We start from the raw sequence: 16,065 nt of genomic DNA on the forward strand, positions 1-16,065 counted from the left end.
ATTGAAATTATTTGAGCGGCGCCAGCGCCAGCGCCCCTCTGCTGAAATCGGTAAGGTTCTGGGCAAAGCCGGCAACCTGCGAATGGGGCAATGCCAGCGTGAGTGCGACGTGCTGCACGAAGTCACTTTGCAACAGTTGACCATGAAAGCGAATTATCATCCTCTCAATCTCAGCCAGCTGAGCATAGTCGCAGGTGAGGGAGAAGTTGAGCATCGGGACCTTCTGCTGACGCACCAACAGCTTTAACGCCTGCTGTACACCGCCGCCGTAGGCCTTGACCAGTCCACCCGTACCAAGCTGGATGCCGCCATAGTAACGCACCACCACCGCGGTGATTTCACCAATGTTGTTACCCATTAGTTGAGCAAGCATCGGTTTTCCCGCGGTCCCTGAAGGCTCACCATCATCTGAGAAGCCCAGCTGCTGGGAATCTGAGGGCGCGCCCGCAACCCAGGCCCAGCAGTGGTGTCGCGCGGCAGGATGGTCCCGCCTGGCCTGCTGCACGCAGGCGCGGGCGGCCTCTAACCCATCGGTATGGGTAATGAGGGTAATAAAACGGCTTTTCTTAATCTCCTCGCTAAAGCTTAAAGGCTCGGCGGGAATGTCATAGGCGTTCATCAGGCCAGTTTAAGATCGCGCGTCATATTTTCCACGCTATGCGGGTGAATCACGATGTTATCCTCAATACGGATACCGCCGTAGGGTTTCAGCGCATCAATACGCCCCCAGTCAAAGTGCTGACTGAACTTACCTTCACGCCAGGGTGCCAGCAGGGAGTCGATAAAATAGAGGCCGGGTTCAATGGTCACCACCATACGCGGCTCCATGATCCGCGTGCAGCGCAGCCAGGGATACTGGCGGGGAGCAGCGAGGTGCGTACCGGAATCATCCTGCATAAAGCCCGCAACATCATGGACCTGAAGCCCAAGCGGATGACCAATGCCATGCGGCATAAACGGCCCGGTCAGATCGTTAGCAACGATAGCCTCTTCGCTTAGCCCTTTGATCAGCTGATGCTTAACTAACAGTCTGGCGAGTCGCTGATGCATTTGCTGATGATATTCGGTATAGCGCACGCCGGCTTTCATGGTGCCAATCAGCGCCAGCTCTTCGCTATTCATATCTTTAATCAGCTGGGCAAATTCACTGTCGCCGTGAGCGGCATAGGTTCGCGTCAAATCCGCCGCGTAGCCGTTGTATTCGGTGCCAGCATCGAGTAGAAAACTGCGCGACTGCTCGGGCGGCAAATGGTCGAGTTGGGTGTAGTGCAGAATGGACGCGTGCTCGTTTAGGGCAACAATATTGCCATAGGGAACGTCAATATCGCGGTGCCCTGTCGCGCTGAGATAGGCGACATTGATGTCAAACTCGCTCATGCCCGAAAGAAAAGCCTCTTTCGCCGCGCGATGTCCGGTTACGGCGCTCTTCTGTGCCTGACGCATGCAGTGGAGCTCATAATCGGTTTTGTAAGCACGGTGATAGTGCAGGAAATCAATCACGCCCTGCGGGTTGACCGATGCCGATTTAATGCCGATTTGCGAAGCGCGCTCCGGCACCGGGCCAATGTAGGCAACGTTCTGGCGCTGAGCGGGAAGTAGCTGATTGATATCGTCGGCATTTCTCAGCGCAACGATCTCCATCTCACTGGTCCAGAAGCTTTGCGGCAGGGGTTCAACCTTATGCCAGTAGTCCACGGGAGAATAGAACCAAAGCTTAGGTTTGTTTACCCCGTCTATCCACAGCCAGCAGTGAGGTACCGACGTAACCGGCAGCCAGGCTTTAAACTGTGGGTTTACCTTAAAGGGGTAGGTATGGTCATCCAGGAAGACCGTTAACAGCTCTCCCGAGTGGATCAGCATGGCATCGAGTTCAAAACGTGCGAGCACCTGCTGGGCGCGGGTTTGCAGGACTTTTATATGATCATGATAAAGGTTTACCAACGTTTCCACAGCCTTCACTCCGTTATCGCGAAATTGATCGCATCTTAACACAGCCTGTTCCACGATGCCGTTTTGCTACGGCTGTGATCTTGTTTGCAAATAAGCAAACTCTCGTTTGCAAATAATTAACATCCCTTCCACACTCTCGATCATCTGGTATGACCAGATCCCCTTATCGCTGCTCAGGAGAAAGACATGCTCTACCAAGGCGACACCCTGACCCTAAACTGGCTGGAAGATGGCATCGCCGAGCTGGCGTTTGATGCGCCCGGTTCCGTCAATAAGCTGGATACCCGCACCGTTACCAGCCTTGGCGAGGCGATTACGGTGCTTGAAAACCAGTCGGAACTGAAAGCGCTCCTGCTGAGCACGCGCAAGCCCGCTTTTATTGTGGGTGCGGATATTACCGAGTTCCTGTCGCTGTTTGCCGCCCCCCCAGAGAAACTGACCGAATGGCTGAACATCGCTAACGGCATATTTAACCGGCTGGAGGATCTGCCGGTTCCTACGCTTTCCGCCATCCGCGGCTACGCGCTGGGGGGAGGCTGTGAATGTGTGCTGGCAACGGATTTCCGCATTGCCACCGCGGACGCCCGCATTGGCCTGCCGGAAACCAAACTGGGCATCATGCCCGGCTTTGGCGGTTCGGTCAGGCTACCGCGCCTGCTCGGCGCTGACAGCGCGCTGGAAATTATCACCGCCGGGAAAGACGTTGACGCCGCGCGTGCGCTGGCGCTGGGGCTGGTCGATGCCGTAGTGAATGACGATAAATTACAGGACGCCGCGTTAGCTATTCTGCGCGACGCCATCGCGGGCAGGCAGGACTGGCGCGCGCGCCGTCAGCCTAAGCTTGCGAAGCTCAAGCTCAGCAAAACCGAAGCCACGATGAGCTTTAACATTGCAAAAAGCCTGGTGCTGCAAACCGCCGGTAAACACTACCCCGCCCCGCTGACGGCGGTAAAAACGATTGAAGCTGCCGCTGGCCTGGGGCGTGATGAGGCACTCAGGCTGGAAACGCAGGCGTTTGTGCCGCTGGCGGGATCGAATGAAGCCCGCGCGCTGGTCGGCATTTTCCTTAACGATCAGGCCGTCAAGGCGAAGGCGAAAAAGCTGACGCGCAATGTCGACACGCCAAAGCAGGCGGCGGTGCTGGGGGCAGGCATCATGGGCGGCGGCATTGCCTGGCAGTCTGCCTGGAAAGGCGTTCCGGTTACGATGAAGGATATCAATCCCACCTCCCTTGAACTGGGGATGAAAGAGGCGGGAAGATTATTGAATCAGCAGCTGACGCGCGGAAAGATCGACGGGATAAAACTGGCCCGCATAATGGGTACCATCCAGCCTGTTCTTCACTATGCCGACTTTGAGCGTGCCGATATCGTGGTTGAGGCGGTGGTGGAAAACCCTCAGGTTAAAGCCGCCGTGCTGGCCGAAACCGAAGGACATATTCGCCAGGACGCCATTATGGCCTCGAATACCTCCACCATTCCTATTAGCCAGCTGGCTAACGCGCTTCAGCGGCCAGAAAACTTCTGCGGTATGCATTTCTTTAACCCCGTTCACCGTATGCCACTGGTTGAGGTGATTCGCGGTGAAAAAACCGCCGAGACAACGCTGGCCAAGATCGTCGCCTGGGCCAGTAAGATGGGGAAAACGCCCATTATCGTTAATGACTGTCCTGGTTTCTTCGTCAACCGCGTGCTGTTCCCCTATTTTGCTGGCTTCAGCCTGCTGCTCCGCGACGGAGCGGACTACCGTCAGATTGATAAGGTGATGGAGAAACAGTTTGGCTGGCCAATGGGGCCGGCATGGTTACTGGACGTGGTCGGTATCGACACGGCGCACCATGCACAGCATGTCATGGCAGAAGGCTTTCCTGACCGGATGAGCAAAACGTATCGCGACGCGATTGATGTGCTGTTTGATGCCAAACGCTTTGGTCAGAAAAACCAGCTGGGTTTTTATCGTTGGGAAACTGACAGTCGGGGTAAGCAGAAGAAGATCGCCGATCCTGCGGCAGAAGCACTGCTGCGCAGCGTATGCCAGCCCACGCGCGTCTTTACCGACGAGGAAATTATCTCACGCATGATGATCCCGATGATTAATGAGGTTATTCGCTGCCTGGAGGAGAAAATTATTGCCTCTCCGGCTGAAGCGGATATCGCCCTGGTATACGGACTGGGATTTCCCCCGTTCCACGGCGGCGTTTTTCGCTATCTCGACACGCTCGGCAGTGCATGCGTCATTGTTCAGGCGGAACAGCTTTCTCACCTTGGCGCACTCTATACCCCGCCTTTGGGCCTGGTTGACAAGGCCAGGAATAATGAGAGCTGGTATCCCCGGGCAGAATCACTCCACGACGCCGCGCTGAAAACGGCATAAGGATAGCAAAATGGAAAAAGTAGTCATTGTTGATGCCGTCCGTACGCCAATGGGGCGCTCTAAAGGCGGCGCGTATCGCCACGTCAGGGCGGAAGATCTCTCGGCCCATCTGATGCGAAGCCTGCTGAGCCGTAATCCCGCCCTACAGGCGGAAGATCTGGATGATATTTACTGGGGCTGCGTCCAGCAAACCCTGGAACAGGGGTTTAACATCGCGCGTAACGCTGCCCTGCTGGCAGAAATCCCCCACCGCGTCCCGGCTACCACGGTTAACCGTCTTTGTGGATCCTCAATGCAGGCCCTTCATGACGCGGCACGCGCCATTATGGTCGGCGATGCCACCGCCTGCCTGATTGGCGGCGTTGAACATATGGGCCACGTCCCCATGAGTCACGGCGTCGACTTTCATCCGGGCCTGAGTAAAACCGTCGCCAAAGCTGCGGGAATGATGGGGCTGACGGCCGAGATGCTGGCGCGCATGCATCATATCAGCAGGGAAATGCAGGATGCCTTTGCGGCCCGCTCACATCAGAGGGCCTGGAATGCCACGCAGGCGGGCCATTTTGCCAGTGAGATCGTCGCGACCAGCGGGCATGATGCTGAAGGTATACTGAAGCGCTATGATACGGATGAGGTGATTCGTGCGGATACCACCGTGGCCGGTCTGGCTGCGTTGCGCCCTGCCTTTGATCCGGTTAACGGCACGGTAACGGCAGGCAGCTCATCTGCCCTGTCAGATGGCGCGGCAGCCATGCTGATCCTCAGTGAAACGCGTGCGCGGGAGCTGGGCCTGCAGCCGAGAGCCTGGATTAAATCAATGGCCGTGGTTGGATGCGATCCGTCAATCATGGGGTACGGGCCGGTTCCCGCTTCCAGGCTGGCGCTGAAACGGGCGGGTCTGAACGTCAGTGACATCGGCATTTTCGAGCTTAACGAAGCCTTTGCCGCGCAGACGCTACCCTGCATCAGGGATCTGGGATTAGAGGAAGTGCTGGATGATAAAGTGAATCTGAACGGCGGCGCTATCGCACTGGGTCATCCGCTTGGCTGTTCCGGTGCGCGGATCAGCACCACCCTGCTTAATCTGATGGAGCGTCGCGATGCGCAGTTTGGCCTGGCGACAATGTGTATTGGGTTGGGGCAAGGGATCGCGACGATCTTTGAAAGAGCCTGATAAGGGGAAGAACGCCACTGGCACGCCCTCAACCTTAATAGTAAGGCGAGGGCTTCACCAGAGATGCGGTCTTTATATAACGGCGAGGACATCACCAGAGATGCGATCTTTACATAAAGGCGAAAGCATCACCAAACATGCGCTCTTCTTTTGCAGCGCGTTCGGCACAGAAGCGTTCCCGGGCGATTTTGGCCATTTCAAAACGACCTGCAATATAAATATCCTGATCGGCAAGACTGCCATAATCATTCATTACTGCGGTTAGCACCGTTCCGTTACGCCCTTCCCAGCCGGCTTCAGGCTGCTCGACAACCGGGATGACTTTCAGGTTGGGGTGTTTGACCGCCAGCGCGTCCAGTTCTTCCAGATCGTACAGGTGCTTGAGCTCACGTCCACCCCAGTACAGGGCAATATGACGGTCGGGGCGCTGTGATAGCGCAGTCAGCAGAATGGAGCGCGCATAGGAAAAGCCCGTGCCACCGGCGATAAGCACCAGAGGACGATCGCCCTCTTCGCGCAGCCAGGCGTCGCCGTGGGGAATATCCACGGTTATTTTCCGCTGTTCCTGAATACGCTCCATCACTGCCATGGCATAGAGATTCAGATCCGACGCGCCGATATGCAGTTCAATAATGTCTTTTTCCATCGGCGTGGAGGCCAGCGAAAACGGGCGTTTATCGCGCTCATCCATCACGACCATCAAATACTGGCCCGCTTTGAAGCTGAAATCAGCTTCCGGCACCATACGAACTCGGTATACGGTATCGGTAATCGCCTCTACCGAGGTCACTTTACAGCTTAACGTTGTCATGCGTTCCCTCTGTCGGGTCGAATTCATTTGCCGGGCGCAGCGTCGCGCGCAGGCCTGTCACTTAAAATGCCCAGTTCATCCCAGATCGCATCAATATGAGCGGTTACTGCGGGATCCTTTTGAATCGGACGTCCCCATTCGCGCTGGGTTTCTCCCGGCCACTTGTTGGTTGCATCAAGTCCCATCTTAGAACCCAGCCCGGAAACCGGCGAGGCGAAGTCCAGATAATCAATGGGCGTATTCTCTACCAGAACCGTATCTCGTGCCGGATCCATACGCGTGGTAATGGCCCAGATAACATCATTCCAGTCGCGAGCGTTGACGTCATCATCGCAAACAATAACAAACTTGGTATACATAAACTGCCGCAGGAAAGACCAGACTCCCATCATTACCCGCTTGGCATGCCCCGCATACTGCTTTTTAATGGTTACCACCGCCAGGCGATATGAGCATCCCTCAGGAGGCAGGTAAAAATCAACAATTTCAGGAAACTGCTTCTGCAGAATGGGAACAAAGACTTCGTTCAGCGCCACACCCAGCACGGCGGGTTCATCGGGTGGACGTCCCGTATAGGTTGAATGATAGATGGCATCGCGGCGCTGTGTAATATGGGTTACGGTGAAAACCGGAAAATTATCTATTTCATTATAATAACCGGTGTGATCGCCATAGGGGCCTTCCGGGGCCAGCTCGCCCTGCTCAATGTATCCCTCCAGCACAATCTCAGCGCTGGCGGGGACTTCCAGGTCGTTGGAGATACACTTAACCACTTCGGATTTCGTGCCGCGAAGCAGCCCGGCAAAGGCATATTCGGACAGCGTATCCGGAACCGGCGTAACGGCACCGAGAATGGTAGCGGGGTCGGCCCCCAGCGCGACGGAAACCGGGAAACGCTCACTGGGATGCTGCTGACACCACTCCTGAAAATCGAGCGCGCCGCCGCGATGAGAAAGCCAGCGCATAATCAGTTTGTTCCTACCAATGACCTGCTGGCGATAGATACCCAGGTTTTGCCGCTCTTTATGTGGGCCGCGCGTTACCGTCAGCCCCCAGGTGATCAGCGGCGCCGCATCTTCAGGCCAGCACTTCATCACCGGGATCTGATGTAAATCCACCTCGTCGCCCTGCCATATTTGTTGCTGGCAGGGGGCGTCCCGCAGGCGTTTGGTCGGCATGTTCAACACCTGCTTCCACTGCGGCATTTTATCAAAGAAGTCACGGAATCCGCGCGGAGGCTCGGGCTCTTTCAGAAAGGCCAGCAGGCGTCCTACTTCACGCAGCGCCGAAACGCTCTCCTGTCCCATCCCCAATGCCACCCTTTCCGGCGTACCGAAAAGATTGCACAGTACCGGCATACTGTAGCCTTTGGGGTTTTCGAAGAGCAGCGCAGGCCCGCCCGCCCGCAGCGTGCGGTCGGCAATTTCAGTCATTTCCAGGCAGGGGTCGATCTCGTGTTTAATACGTTTCAGGTCCCCGCGTTGCTCAAGCAGTGACAGAAAATCGCGTAAGTCGTGGTATTTCATGACTTCTCATCAATTGGTCAGTGAATTGGCCATTATAGGGATGATTCGGACGCTGTGCTGAGTTTTTCGAAGCCAGTGCGAGGTCGCTCGTAGACAGCAAAGGGATTACATTTCCAACCGGCATCTGCATAAACACATTCAACCACTATTCACATCAACAAATATCAGTACCAGTTATTTCGACGTTATTCCGTTAATTTACAGGATTGCATAACAGGTTTGGGCCAGACAGAATGCCGTTCAGGCCGCATCTCACCTTGAACCAGCTATGACTCTCGCGGCGAGTTTGGTATTCTTAGCGGCCTGATTATCAAAAAGTGACGTTATGGAATCCTGGTATTTACTTTACTGCAAACGTGGCCAGCTGCTTCGCGCAAAAGAACATCTTGAGCGCCAGGCGGTGCATTGTCTCAGCCCGATGATTGCACTAGAGAAATTGGTTCGCGGAAAGCGTACTCAGGTGAAAGAACCCCTGTTTCCTAACTACCTCTTTATTGAGTTCGACCCCGAGTCGATCCACACCACTACCATCAGCGCTACGCGGGGCGTCAGCCATTTTGTTCGCTTTGGTACGCAGCCCGCCACCGTGCCGCAGGATGTCATTACCGCGCTGGAGACGCAGCCCGCTGCGTGCCTGCTTGATCCTGACCTGCCGCTGCCGGGTGACATGGTGTTGATCACCGACGGTGCCTTTGAAGGACTCAAAGCCATCTTCACCGAACCCGACGGCGAGGCGCGATCAATGCTGCTGCTTAACCTGCTCAATAAGCAGATTGTACGCAGCGTGGACAATCTGCAATTCCAGAAGCTGTAACGCTTATCTGCTCCCTCAACGTATCGCGCTGGCCGAGCTTATGGCTCGCTAACTAACTCCGCTACTATCTGCCCATTAAGGCCATCCAGCCCTACTCCGCCAGCCGGAATAACCGGCGCGCGTTGCGGTCACACTGCTGACCCAGACTCTCCGCGTCTTCTCCCCTTAGCGCGGCAACCTGCTGCACAATATGAGGAAGGAAGCAGGGCTCATTGCGCCTTGAGGGGGGCCTGGGTCGCATATCGCGGGGTAGCAGCCAGGGCGCGTCCGTTTCCAGCAGCAGTCTGTCGGCCGGAATTAACGGCATCAGGCTACGCAATTCTGTACCGCGCCGTTCATCACACACCCAACCGGTAATACCGATATAGAGGCCGGCCGCCAGACAGGCTTCCAGCTCTGACTGTGTCCCGGTAAAGCAGTGAACCACCGCACCCGGCAGCATTGGCAGCCATGGCGTCAATACGTCGAGAAAGCGGTCATGGGCTTCACGACAGTGGAGAAAAACCGGCATCGCCAGTTCAGCAGCCAGCTTGAGCTGCGCATTGAATGCATAAACCTGCTGCTCAGGCTCAGAAATATTGCGGTTGAAGTCCAGACCGCACTCGCCGATGGCCACCACCTGCTCACTCTCCGCCAGCCTTTTGATCGTGGCAGCCGTTTCAGCAGACCATTCGGCGGCATGATGAGGATGGACACCGGCGGTAGACCAGCAGTAGCCGGGGCGGCGGGAGGCAAGGCTTTGTGCCTGCTGGCTTTCCAGTGCGTTGGTACCGGTCAGCAGCAGGCCGGTAATCCCCGCCTGTTGAGCACGTTTTACTACGCTGTCACGATCCTTCGCGAACTGGGTACTGGTCAGATTTACACCAATATCAAACATACCGTATTCCAAACGTAAACCGCCCTGACGGGCGGTTTACGAAAATGAGTTGAACGCAAGGCGTTGGATCAGAGCCTCTCTGTCACTCTGCTTCGTCCTCTTCCTGTAGATCGTCCCGGCGCCGTTTGCCCACGTAGAAGCGTGCGAAGAAAACGCCAATCTCGAACAGGCAGTACATCGGAATAGCCAGCAGCGTTTGCGAGAAAACGTCAGGCGGCGTTAGCAGCATCCCCACCACGAAGGCACCCACCAACACGTACGGGCGCTTTTTTTTCAAATCTTCCGGGGTCGTCAGACCGGTCCAGCAGATCAGGACGATGGCAATCGGTACCTCGAAAGAGACGCCGAAGGCCATAAATAACGACATCACAAAATCGAGATAATTGTTGATGTCGGTGGCAATCAGTACACCCTGCGGTGCCGTCTTGGCGAAAAAGCCAAAGGCCAGCGGAAAGACAATAAAATAGGCGAAAGCCATGCCGATATAGAATAGGAATGAACTGGAAAACAGCAGCGGCATAACCAGTTTGCGTTCATGCCGGTAGAGCGCTGGCGCGATAAAAGCCCAAATCTGATAGAGGATCACCGGTACGGCCAGAAAGACCGAGACGATGATCGTCAGTTTGATCGGGGTAAAAAAAGGTGAAGCCACGTCAGTGGCAATCATACTGGCCCCAGCCGGCATCTGTTTGATCAGCGGGGCAGAGACCAGCTGATAGATATCGTTGGAAAACCAGGCCAGGCACATAAAAATGCCCAATACGGCAATAATACAGTTCAGCAGGCGCTTACGCAGTTCAATCAGATGACTGATAAGCGGTTGGGTATCTTCAACGGCCATGGTTATCGCTTATTGCCCGGTTGAGTGGTGGATGCAGGGGCACGGCTTGAGAGGTGAGGAGCATCGCCCGTCACTGCTGCCGTGGTTGCGGATGCCGCGCTGACGGGTGCAGGTGACTGAGCGGGCGCAGCGGCTTGCTCAGAGGCCTGCGCGGTCACCCCGACCGTTGATGCCGGTTGCACATAAACCTCAGGCTGCTCAGGTGGCTGAACGGCAGCACCGGGCTCGGGCTGAACGTTGACAGCAGCCTCAGGCGCGACAGCAGGATGAGCGTTAGCCTGCTCAGGTGCCTGAACGGGCGCACTCACGTGATGTTCGGCTTCTGCTGGCGTGACGCCCTCGTGCGCCGCTTCCGCGTTTTTCACCAGCGGATTATGAATAGTGTGAGCCACATCGTCGGCTTTTTCATTCTCGCCCAGGTAGGTACGTTTCATGGATTCAGCCGACTGCTTCAGCTCCTCCATCGAGGCCTTCAGCTCGGGAGTGAGGCTGTTCTTACTGGCCTCTTCCACTTTACGCAGGCTGTCCTGTAGCTCCTGTAGCTTAAGTTCCTGCGCCAGTTCATTTTGTACGCTGGATGCCATCGAACGAAGCGCGCGGATCCAGCCCACGACGGTTCTCACCGCCACAGGTAAACGCTGTGGACCCAGCACCACCAGTCCGATAACGAAAACCAGTATCAGTTCACTAAAGCCTATGTCGAACACGGATTATACCTTGTCGTTCTTAACGTCTTCTTTCTTCGCTTCCGTCTGCTGTTTGTCTGCCAGAGTGGCATTAAAATCAGCATCATTAGCATGAGTTTTTTCTTTCTCTTTCTCGTCTTCATCGCCCATGGCTTTCTTAAAGCCTTTGATGGAAGAACCGAGATCGGAACCCAGATTACGCAGTTTATTGGTACCAAACAGAAGAACTACGATGACGGCAATGATTAATAATTGCCAGATACTGATACCGCCCATAATTTTGCCTCAGATGAGTTGTAATGCCCGTTTTGCAGTATATAACAGCTACGGCCGCGGTGACGATGCGCTAACCCCCACGGCCGGGGCCTCTTTACCTTTCGTGACAATCAGTCCGTTCTGCGCCAGCCTATCAGCCAGCTCACCAGACCACCGGCGATCATTGCTGCGGAGAACAGATCCCAGTCAGGCCGGGTCAGTAAAACCGCCGTCCCGGCCAGCAGCAGCGTCGCGCCAATGCCGAAGAGATAGCGGGACTGGTTGTGCCTCACCCGCTCGTTTTTCAGATCGTTAGTGAGCTTATCGACGCTGTGCTGCAAATGTTTATGCTGGCGCAGGCTGTCGTAGAACAGCTCCGGCAGCTCAGGCAGCTTTTCCGCCCAGAAAGGCGCTTTCTCTTTCAACGCCCGGACGATGGCCGGAATGCCGATCTGATCTTTAATCCACTCCTCAAGGAAGGGCTTTGCCGTTTTCCACAGGTCGAGCTGGGGATAGAGCTGTCGCCCTACCCCTTCAACGTAGAGCAGCGTTTTTTGCAGCAGCACCAGCTGCGGCTGAACTTCCATATTGAAGCGGCGCGCGGTGTTGAACAGATTCAGTAACACATGGCCGAAGGAGATTTCCGCCAGGGGCTTTTCAAAAATCGGCTCGCAGACGGTGCGAATTGCAAACTCAAAATCTTCGACGTTGGTATCGGGTGGAACCCAGCCAGAGTCAACGTGAAGCTCGGCGACCTTACGATAATCGCGGTTGAAGAAGGCGATAAAGTTTTCCGCCAGATAGCGCTTATCCTCCTTGTTCAGCGACCCCACAATTCCACAGTCGATACCAATATACTGCGGGTCTTCAGGATGGTCATAGCTGACAAAGATATTGCCCGGATGCATATCCGCATGGAAAAAGCTGTCGCGGAACACCTGGGTAAAGAACACCTGCACGCCACGCTCTGCCAGCAGCTTCATATTGACGCCGTGCTGCTCAAGCGCCACGACATCCGAAATGGGAATACCGTAGATGCGCTCCATAACCATCATGTTTTCGCTACAGTAATCCGAGTAGACTTCCGGCACATAGAGCATTTTGCTGCTGTCGAAATTGCGTCGCAGCTGAATCGCATTGGCCGCCTCACGCAGCAGATTAAGCTCGTCAATCAGCGTTTTTTCATAATCCGCCACCACTTCCTGCGGTCGCAGGCGTCGCCCGTCCGGCAGCAGTCGTGGGACCCAGCGCGCCATGCGGTTGATCAGCTTCATATCCGCTTTAATCACCGGCAGGATGTCCGGGCGAATCACTTTGATCACCACTTTTTGACCACTCTCCCGCAGCGTGGCGGTATGAACCTGAGCGATGGAGGCAGAGGCCAGCGGCGTAATGTCAAAATCGTCGAAATGGGTTTCAACCGGGCAGCCCAGCGAGACTTCAATCTGCTGCTTAGCCAGTACCCCATCAAACGGCGCCACGCGGTCCTGGAGCATTGCCAACTGGTCGGCAATTAGCGGCGGGAACAGATCGCGACGCGTGGACATCATCTGGCCAAGCTTGATCCACACCGGGCCAAGCTGCTCCATCGCCAGCCGCAGGCGTTCGCCAACCGGCTTATTTTTATGGCGGTTGGGGATCCAGAACAGGCATCTGCGCCAGAGGATCAGCGGAAGCGCCAGGCGGGTTTTAGGGATAAATTCGTCCAGACCGTAGCTCAGGAATACGCTGATGATAAAGTAAAGACGGCGGAGTTCTCCGAAACTCATTTGACCTCCAGCTTGTCGATACGCGCTTCCAGTGCCGCCAGAGCGCGCCCGGCGGCGTCAACTTCTTCGGCAAACCAGGCAAGCTCCAGCGCGCCGGGCGCCAGACGCCACTCTTCGGTCAGCGCCTGACCCAGATAACGTTGCTTACGCTGAATATCACCCTGGATAAATTGCAGGCCGCGACGGCCAAACTGGCTGATACCGTGAGCAGCAACATCGCCCATCCACGGCGACAGATATTCAGCCGGATCGAGCTCAGCCAGATCGATAAGCGCCGAGAAATGTTGCACCACCTGCAAATCGCCCTCGACTTCCAGCTCCCCGCTGCGGATCAGCCCGGTGAGCAGCTGACGATTACGCAGCTTAGGCAACGTGGCAAGGCGCGTTTTCACCGTGCAATCCGGCGTATCACCCCATTCAGACAGCACATCAACCTGCTTCTCACTGAAGATAAAAATGAAGGGCTGCGTTATTTCAGCCAGCTCAATGCGCAGGCTTTTGCCGGACAGGCGCTGGCGCGCCGCTTTCAGGCCACGGTCGCGATACAGTATCTTATTTAGCGCCGTTTCCAGCCCTGCGGTTAACAGCGGCGTTAAGGTCATTCGCTTTCCTGTTTAAAACTTGAATCCACGATGCAGTGCAACAATGCCACCGGTAAGATTGTGGTAGGTGGTATTTTCAAAACCCACGTCCGCCATCATCTGCTTAAGCGTTTCCTGGTCCGGATGCATACGGATGGACTCGGCTAAATAGCGATAGCTTCCGGCGTCTTTCGCCACCAGCTCGCCAATGCGCGGCAGGATATGGAATGAGTATGCGTCATACGCTTTATTAAGCGGTTCCAGCACCGGTTTCGAGAACTCCAGCACCAGCAAGCGGCCACCCGGTTTCAGTACGCGGAACATCGACGCCAGCGCCTTCTCTTTTTCCGTCACGTTGCGCAGGCCAAAGGCGATGGTAATGCAGTCGAAATAGTTGTCCGGGAAGGGCAGCGCTTCCGCATTGGCCTGGACGTAGCTGACGTTACCGATAATGCCGTTGTTACGCAGCTTTTCGCGGCCGACCTTCAGCATTGAGCTGTTGATATCCGCCAGCACCACCTCACCGGTGTCACCCACCAGACGCGAAAATTTCGCCGTCAGATCGCCCGTTCCACCCGCCAGATCCAGCACGCGCTGGCCCCGGCGCACGCCGCTACAGTCGATGGTGAATCGCTTCCAGATGCGGTGGATGCCAAACGACATCAGATCGTTCATCAGGTCATATTTAGCCGCAACGGAGTGGAAAACGTCAGCGACCATTTCCTCTTTGTCGCTTTTCGCTATGGTACGGAAGCCGAAATGGGTGGTGTCCTTTGATTCATCTGCCATTTGTTTTGCCTGCTCTGCAATCAATTATCAATCAAGTGTATCAGAGTCCCGCAGGTCAGGCACGTTGCCTGGCCGCTTATTCACTTACGCCTGCTGCGGGATTAAAGCCCATCGCGGCTTCTGTTTCGATCGGCTCATCCGTTTCGTCATCGCCGGGATCTTCAGGCGATTCCGGCATCGCCTGATCGACCAGACGGGGATTGATTGGCCGCTTCACCTCCACCCCCAGATGACGAAAGCTTTCGGTCTGGGCGATCAGATTCCCGCGCCCTTCGGACAGCTTTTTCATCGCCTGGCGGTAGCTGTCATGCGCCTTATCCAGGCTCTGCCCCATCGACGTCATATCATCCACGAACAGCCGCATCTTGTCGTAAAGCTTCGCCGCGCGGTCGGCAATGCGCTGCGCATGGCGGCTCTGATGTTCATAGCGCCACAGGTTATTGATGGTGCGCAGCGCCACCAGCAGCGTGGTCGGGCTCACCAGCATAATGTTTTGGTTGAGCGCCTCGTTAATCAGCTCCGGCTGGCGGTCAATGGCCAGCAGGAAAGCCGGTTCGATGGGGATAAACATCAACACATAATCGAGCGAGCGTAAACCGGGTAATTGTTGATAATCTTTTCGGCTGAGCAGGCGCAGATGCCCGCGGATTGAGGTGATATGTTCCGTAATGGCGGCTTCGCGCGAGGCGTCATCCTCGCTGTTATAGTAGCGCTCGTAGGCCACCAGGGTCATTTTGGCATCAATCACCACGTCTTTACCCTGCGGCAGTCGGACGATGACATCGGGCTGCATCCTGGCATTTTGCTCCAGCTGGATATTGACCTGCGTCTCGTACTCATGCCCCTCACGCAGTCCCGAGGCTTCCAGCACCCGACTGAGCACCACTTCGCCCCAGTTACCCTGCGTTTTGTTATCGCCTTTCAGCGCGCGGGTAAGGTTGATCGCTTCCTGCGCCATTTGCGCATTAAGCTGTTGCAGGTTGCGGATCTCGTGGGAAAGCGTGTGGCGCTCGCGGGCTTCCTGGCCGAACCCCTCCTGCACCTGGCGACGGAACCCCTCCAGCTGTTCACGCAGCGGGGTGATCAGACCGTTCAGACTTTGTCGGTTCTGCTCGTCCACCCGGCGGCCACTGTGCTCGAAAATGCGGTTTGCCAGGTTCTCAAACTGGGCGTTAAGCCGCTGCTCGCTGTTAACCAGCAGGCGCTGCTTCTCTTCCGCGGCCATGCGCGTCTCTTCAAGACGGATAGTCATCTCTCTCAGTTCAACTTCCTGAGCGCTGTTAACCTCCAGCTGATTACGCAGCTCCCGGCTGAGCTGCTCACTTTCGTTACGCCAGTGTTCAAGGTGATGCAATTTTTCCTGCGCAGCCGACAGCCCACCGTGTAGCTGGCGTAATTCTGCCTCAGACTGTTTTTGCGATTGCTGCTGATTTTCAAGCTGCTGATGCAGGCGATCGCGCTCCTGTCGGAGCTGTTCGGCCGCCTGCATCAGTAATTGCCGTTCGGTTTCCTGGCGGGAAAAGCGCTGCTCGCTACGAAACCAGGCTAACAGCCAGCCTGCCAGCAGGCCAGCCAGCCCGATCCCTACGCTGTATATCATTGTTGCATCCACAGGCGTC

General features: G+C 55.8%; 15 protein-coding genes. 3 read left to right on the forward strand and 12 right to left on the reverse strand.

Annotated elements, in window-relative coordinates; genetic code table 11:
• Positions 1–7: 7 nt before the first annotated feature.
• Together AC4PCC_RS20795 and pepQ are read right to left on the reverse strand one after the other, a co-directional pair.
• On the reverse strand, positions 8–619 hold the full coding sequence (locus AC4PCC_RS20795) for an IMPACT family protein (RefSeq protein WP_492125801.1): 612 nt from the start codon (positions 617–619) through the stop codon (positions 8–10).
• Positions 619–1,950, reverse strand: coding sequence for a Xaa-Pro dipeptidase (pepQ, locus tag AC4PCC_RS20800; RefSeq protein WP_492125802.1), 1,332 nt, complete (start codon positions 1,948–1,950; stop codon positions 619–621). The genes AC4PCC_RS20795 and pepQ overlap by 1 nt, the downstream gene beginning before the upstream one ends.
• 186 nt (positions 1,951–2,136) lie before the next feature.
• Between pepQ and fadB the strand changes: the two genes are divergently transcribed.
• Positions 2,137–4,323: a fatty acid oxidation complex subunit alpha FadB gene (gene fadB / locus AC4PCC_RS20805; RefSeq protein WP_492125803.1), complete on the forward strand. Its 2,187-nt coding sequence runs from the start codon at positions 2,137–2,139 to the stop codon at positions 4,321–4,323.
• A gap of 10 nt (positions 4,324–4,333) precedes the next feature.
• Entirely contained in the window at positions 4,334–5,497 is a 1,164-nt protein-coding gene (gene fadA / locus AC4PCC_RS20810) for an acetyl-CoA C-acyltransferase FadA (protein ID WP_067709813.1), read from the forward strand.
• Between the two features lie 109 nt (positions 5,498–5,606).
• Here fadA and fre read toward each other — a convergent pair whose 3' ends face one another.
• Positions 5,607–6,308 carry an NAD(P)H-flavin reductase gene (gene fre / locus AC4PCC_RS20815; RefSeq protein WP_492125804.1) on the reverse strand — a complete coding sequence of 234 codons (702 nt, stop codon included), beginning with the start codon at positions 6,306–6,308 and terminating at the stop codon, positions 5,607–5,609.
• A gap of 23 nt (positions 6,309–6,331) precedes the next feature.
• The gene (gene ubiD / locus AC4PCC_RS20820) at positions 6,332–7,834 is read right to left on the reverse strand and encodes a 4-hydroxy-3-polyprenylbenzoate decarboxylase (RefSeq protein WP_492125805.1); all 1,503 of its coding nucleotides are present in this window, start codon (positions 7,832–7,834) and stop codon (positions 6,332–6,334) included.
• A gap of 325 nt (positions 7,835–8,159) precedes the next feature.
• On the opposite strand from ubiD, the gene rfaH reads away from it, so the two are divergent.
• Positions 8,160–8,648, forward strand: coding sequence for a transcription/translation regulatory transformer protein RfaH (gene rfaH, locus AC4PCC_RS20825; protein ID WP_067709806.1), 489 nt, complete (start codon positions 8,160–8,162; stop codon positions 8,646–8,648).
• A gap of 91 nt (positions 8,649–8,739) precedes the next feature.
• Here the strand turns inward: rfaH and tatD are convergent, their stop codons facing one another.
• The 8 genes from tatD to rmuC form a co-directional block, all read right to left on the reverse strand.
• Complete coding sequence (gene tatD, locus AC4PCC_RS20830) at positions 8,740–9,525, reverse strand: 3'-5' ssDNA/RNA exonuclease TatD (RefSeq protein WP_492125806.1); 786 nt, start codon at positions 9,523–9,525, stop codon at positions 8,740–8,742.
• Positions 9,526–9,607: 82 nt separating this feature from the next.
• Positions 9,608–10,366 carry a Sec-independent protein translocase subunit TatC gene (gene tatC / locus AC4PCC_RS20835; RefSeq protein WP_067709801.1) on the reverse strand — a complete coding sequence of 253 codons (759 nt, stop codon included), beginning with the start codon at positions 10,364–10,366 and terminating at the stop codon, positions 9,608–9,610.
• Between the two features lie 2 nt (positions 10,367–10,368).
• Positions 10,369–11,073, reverse strand: a complete 705-nt coding sequence (gene tatB / locus AC4PCC_RS20840; protein ID WP_492125807.1) for a Sec-independent protein translocase protein TatB — start codon at positions 11,071–11,073, stop codon at positions 10,369–10,371.
• Between the two features lie 3 nt (positions 11,074–11,076).
• The gene (gene tatA, locus AC4PCC_RS20845; protein WP_416249953.1) at positions 11,077–11,328 is read right to left on the reverse strand and encodes a Sec-independent protein translocase subunit TatA; all 252 of its coding nucleotides are present in this window, start codon (positions 11,326–11,328) and stop codon (positions 11,077–11,079) included.
• A 110-nt stretch (positions 11,329–11,438) separates the two neighbouring features.
• Positions 11,439–13,076, reverse strand: coding sequence for a ubiquinone biosynthesis regulatory protein kinase UbiB (ubiB, locus tag AC4PCC_RS20850; protein WP_492125808.1), 1,638 nt, complete (start codon positions 13,074–13,076; stop codon positions 11,439–11,441).
• Complete coding sequence (gene ubiJ / locus AC4PCC_RS20855; protein WP_492125809.1) at positions 13,073–13,678, reverse strand: ubiquinone biosynthesis protein UbiJ; 606 nt, start codon at positions 13,676–13,678, stop codon at positions 13,073–13,075. The genes ubiB and ubiJ overlap by 4 nt, the downstream gene beginning before the upstream one ends.
• Before the next feature lie 12 nt (positions 13,679–13,690).
• Positions 13,691–14,446 (reverse strand): bifunctional demethylmenaquinone methyltransferase/2-methoxy-6-polyprenyl-1,4-benzoquinol methylase UbiE, encoded by a 756-nt coding sequence (gene ubiE, locus AC4PCC_RS20860; RefSeq protein WP_416249956.1) that lies wholly within the window; start codon positions 14,444–14,446, stop codon positions 13,691–13,693.
• A gap of 76 nt (positions 14,447–14,522) precedes the next feature.
• Positions 14,523–16,058 carry a DNA recombination protein RmuC gene (gene rmuC / locus AC4PCC_RS20865; protein ID WP_492125810.1) on the reverse strand — a complete coding sequence of 512 codons (1,536 nt, stop codon included), beginning with the start codon at positions 16,056–16,058 and terminating at the stop codon, positions 14,523–14,525.
• Between the last annotated feature and the right edge of the window lie 7 nt (positions 16,059–16,065).

The sequence above is a fragment of the Erwinia sp. L03-1 genome (assembly GCF_058686115.1).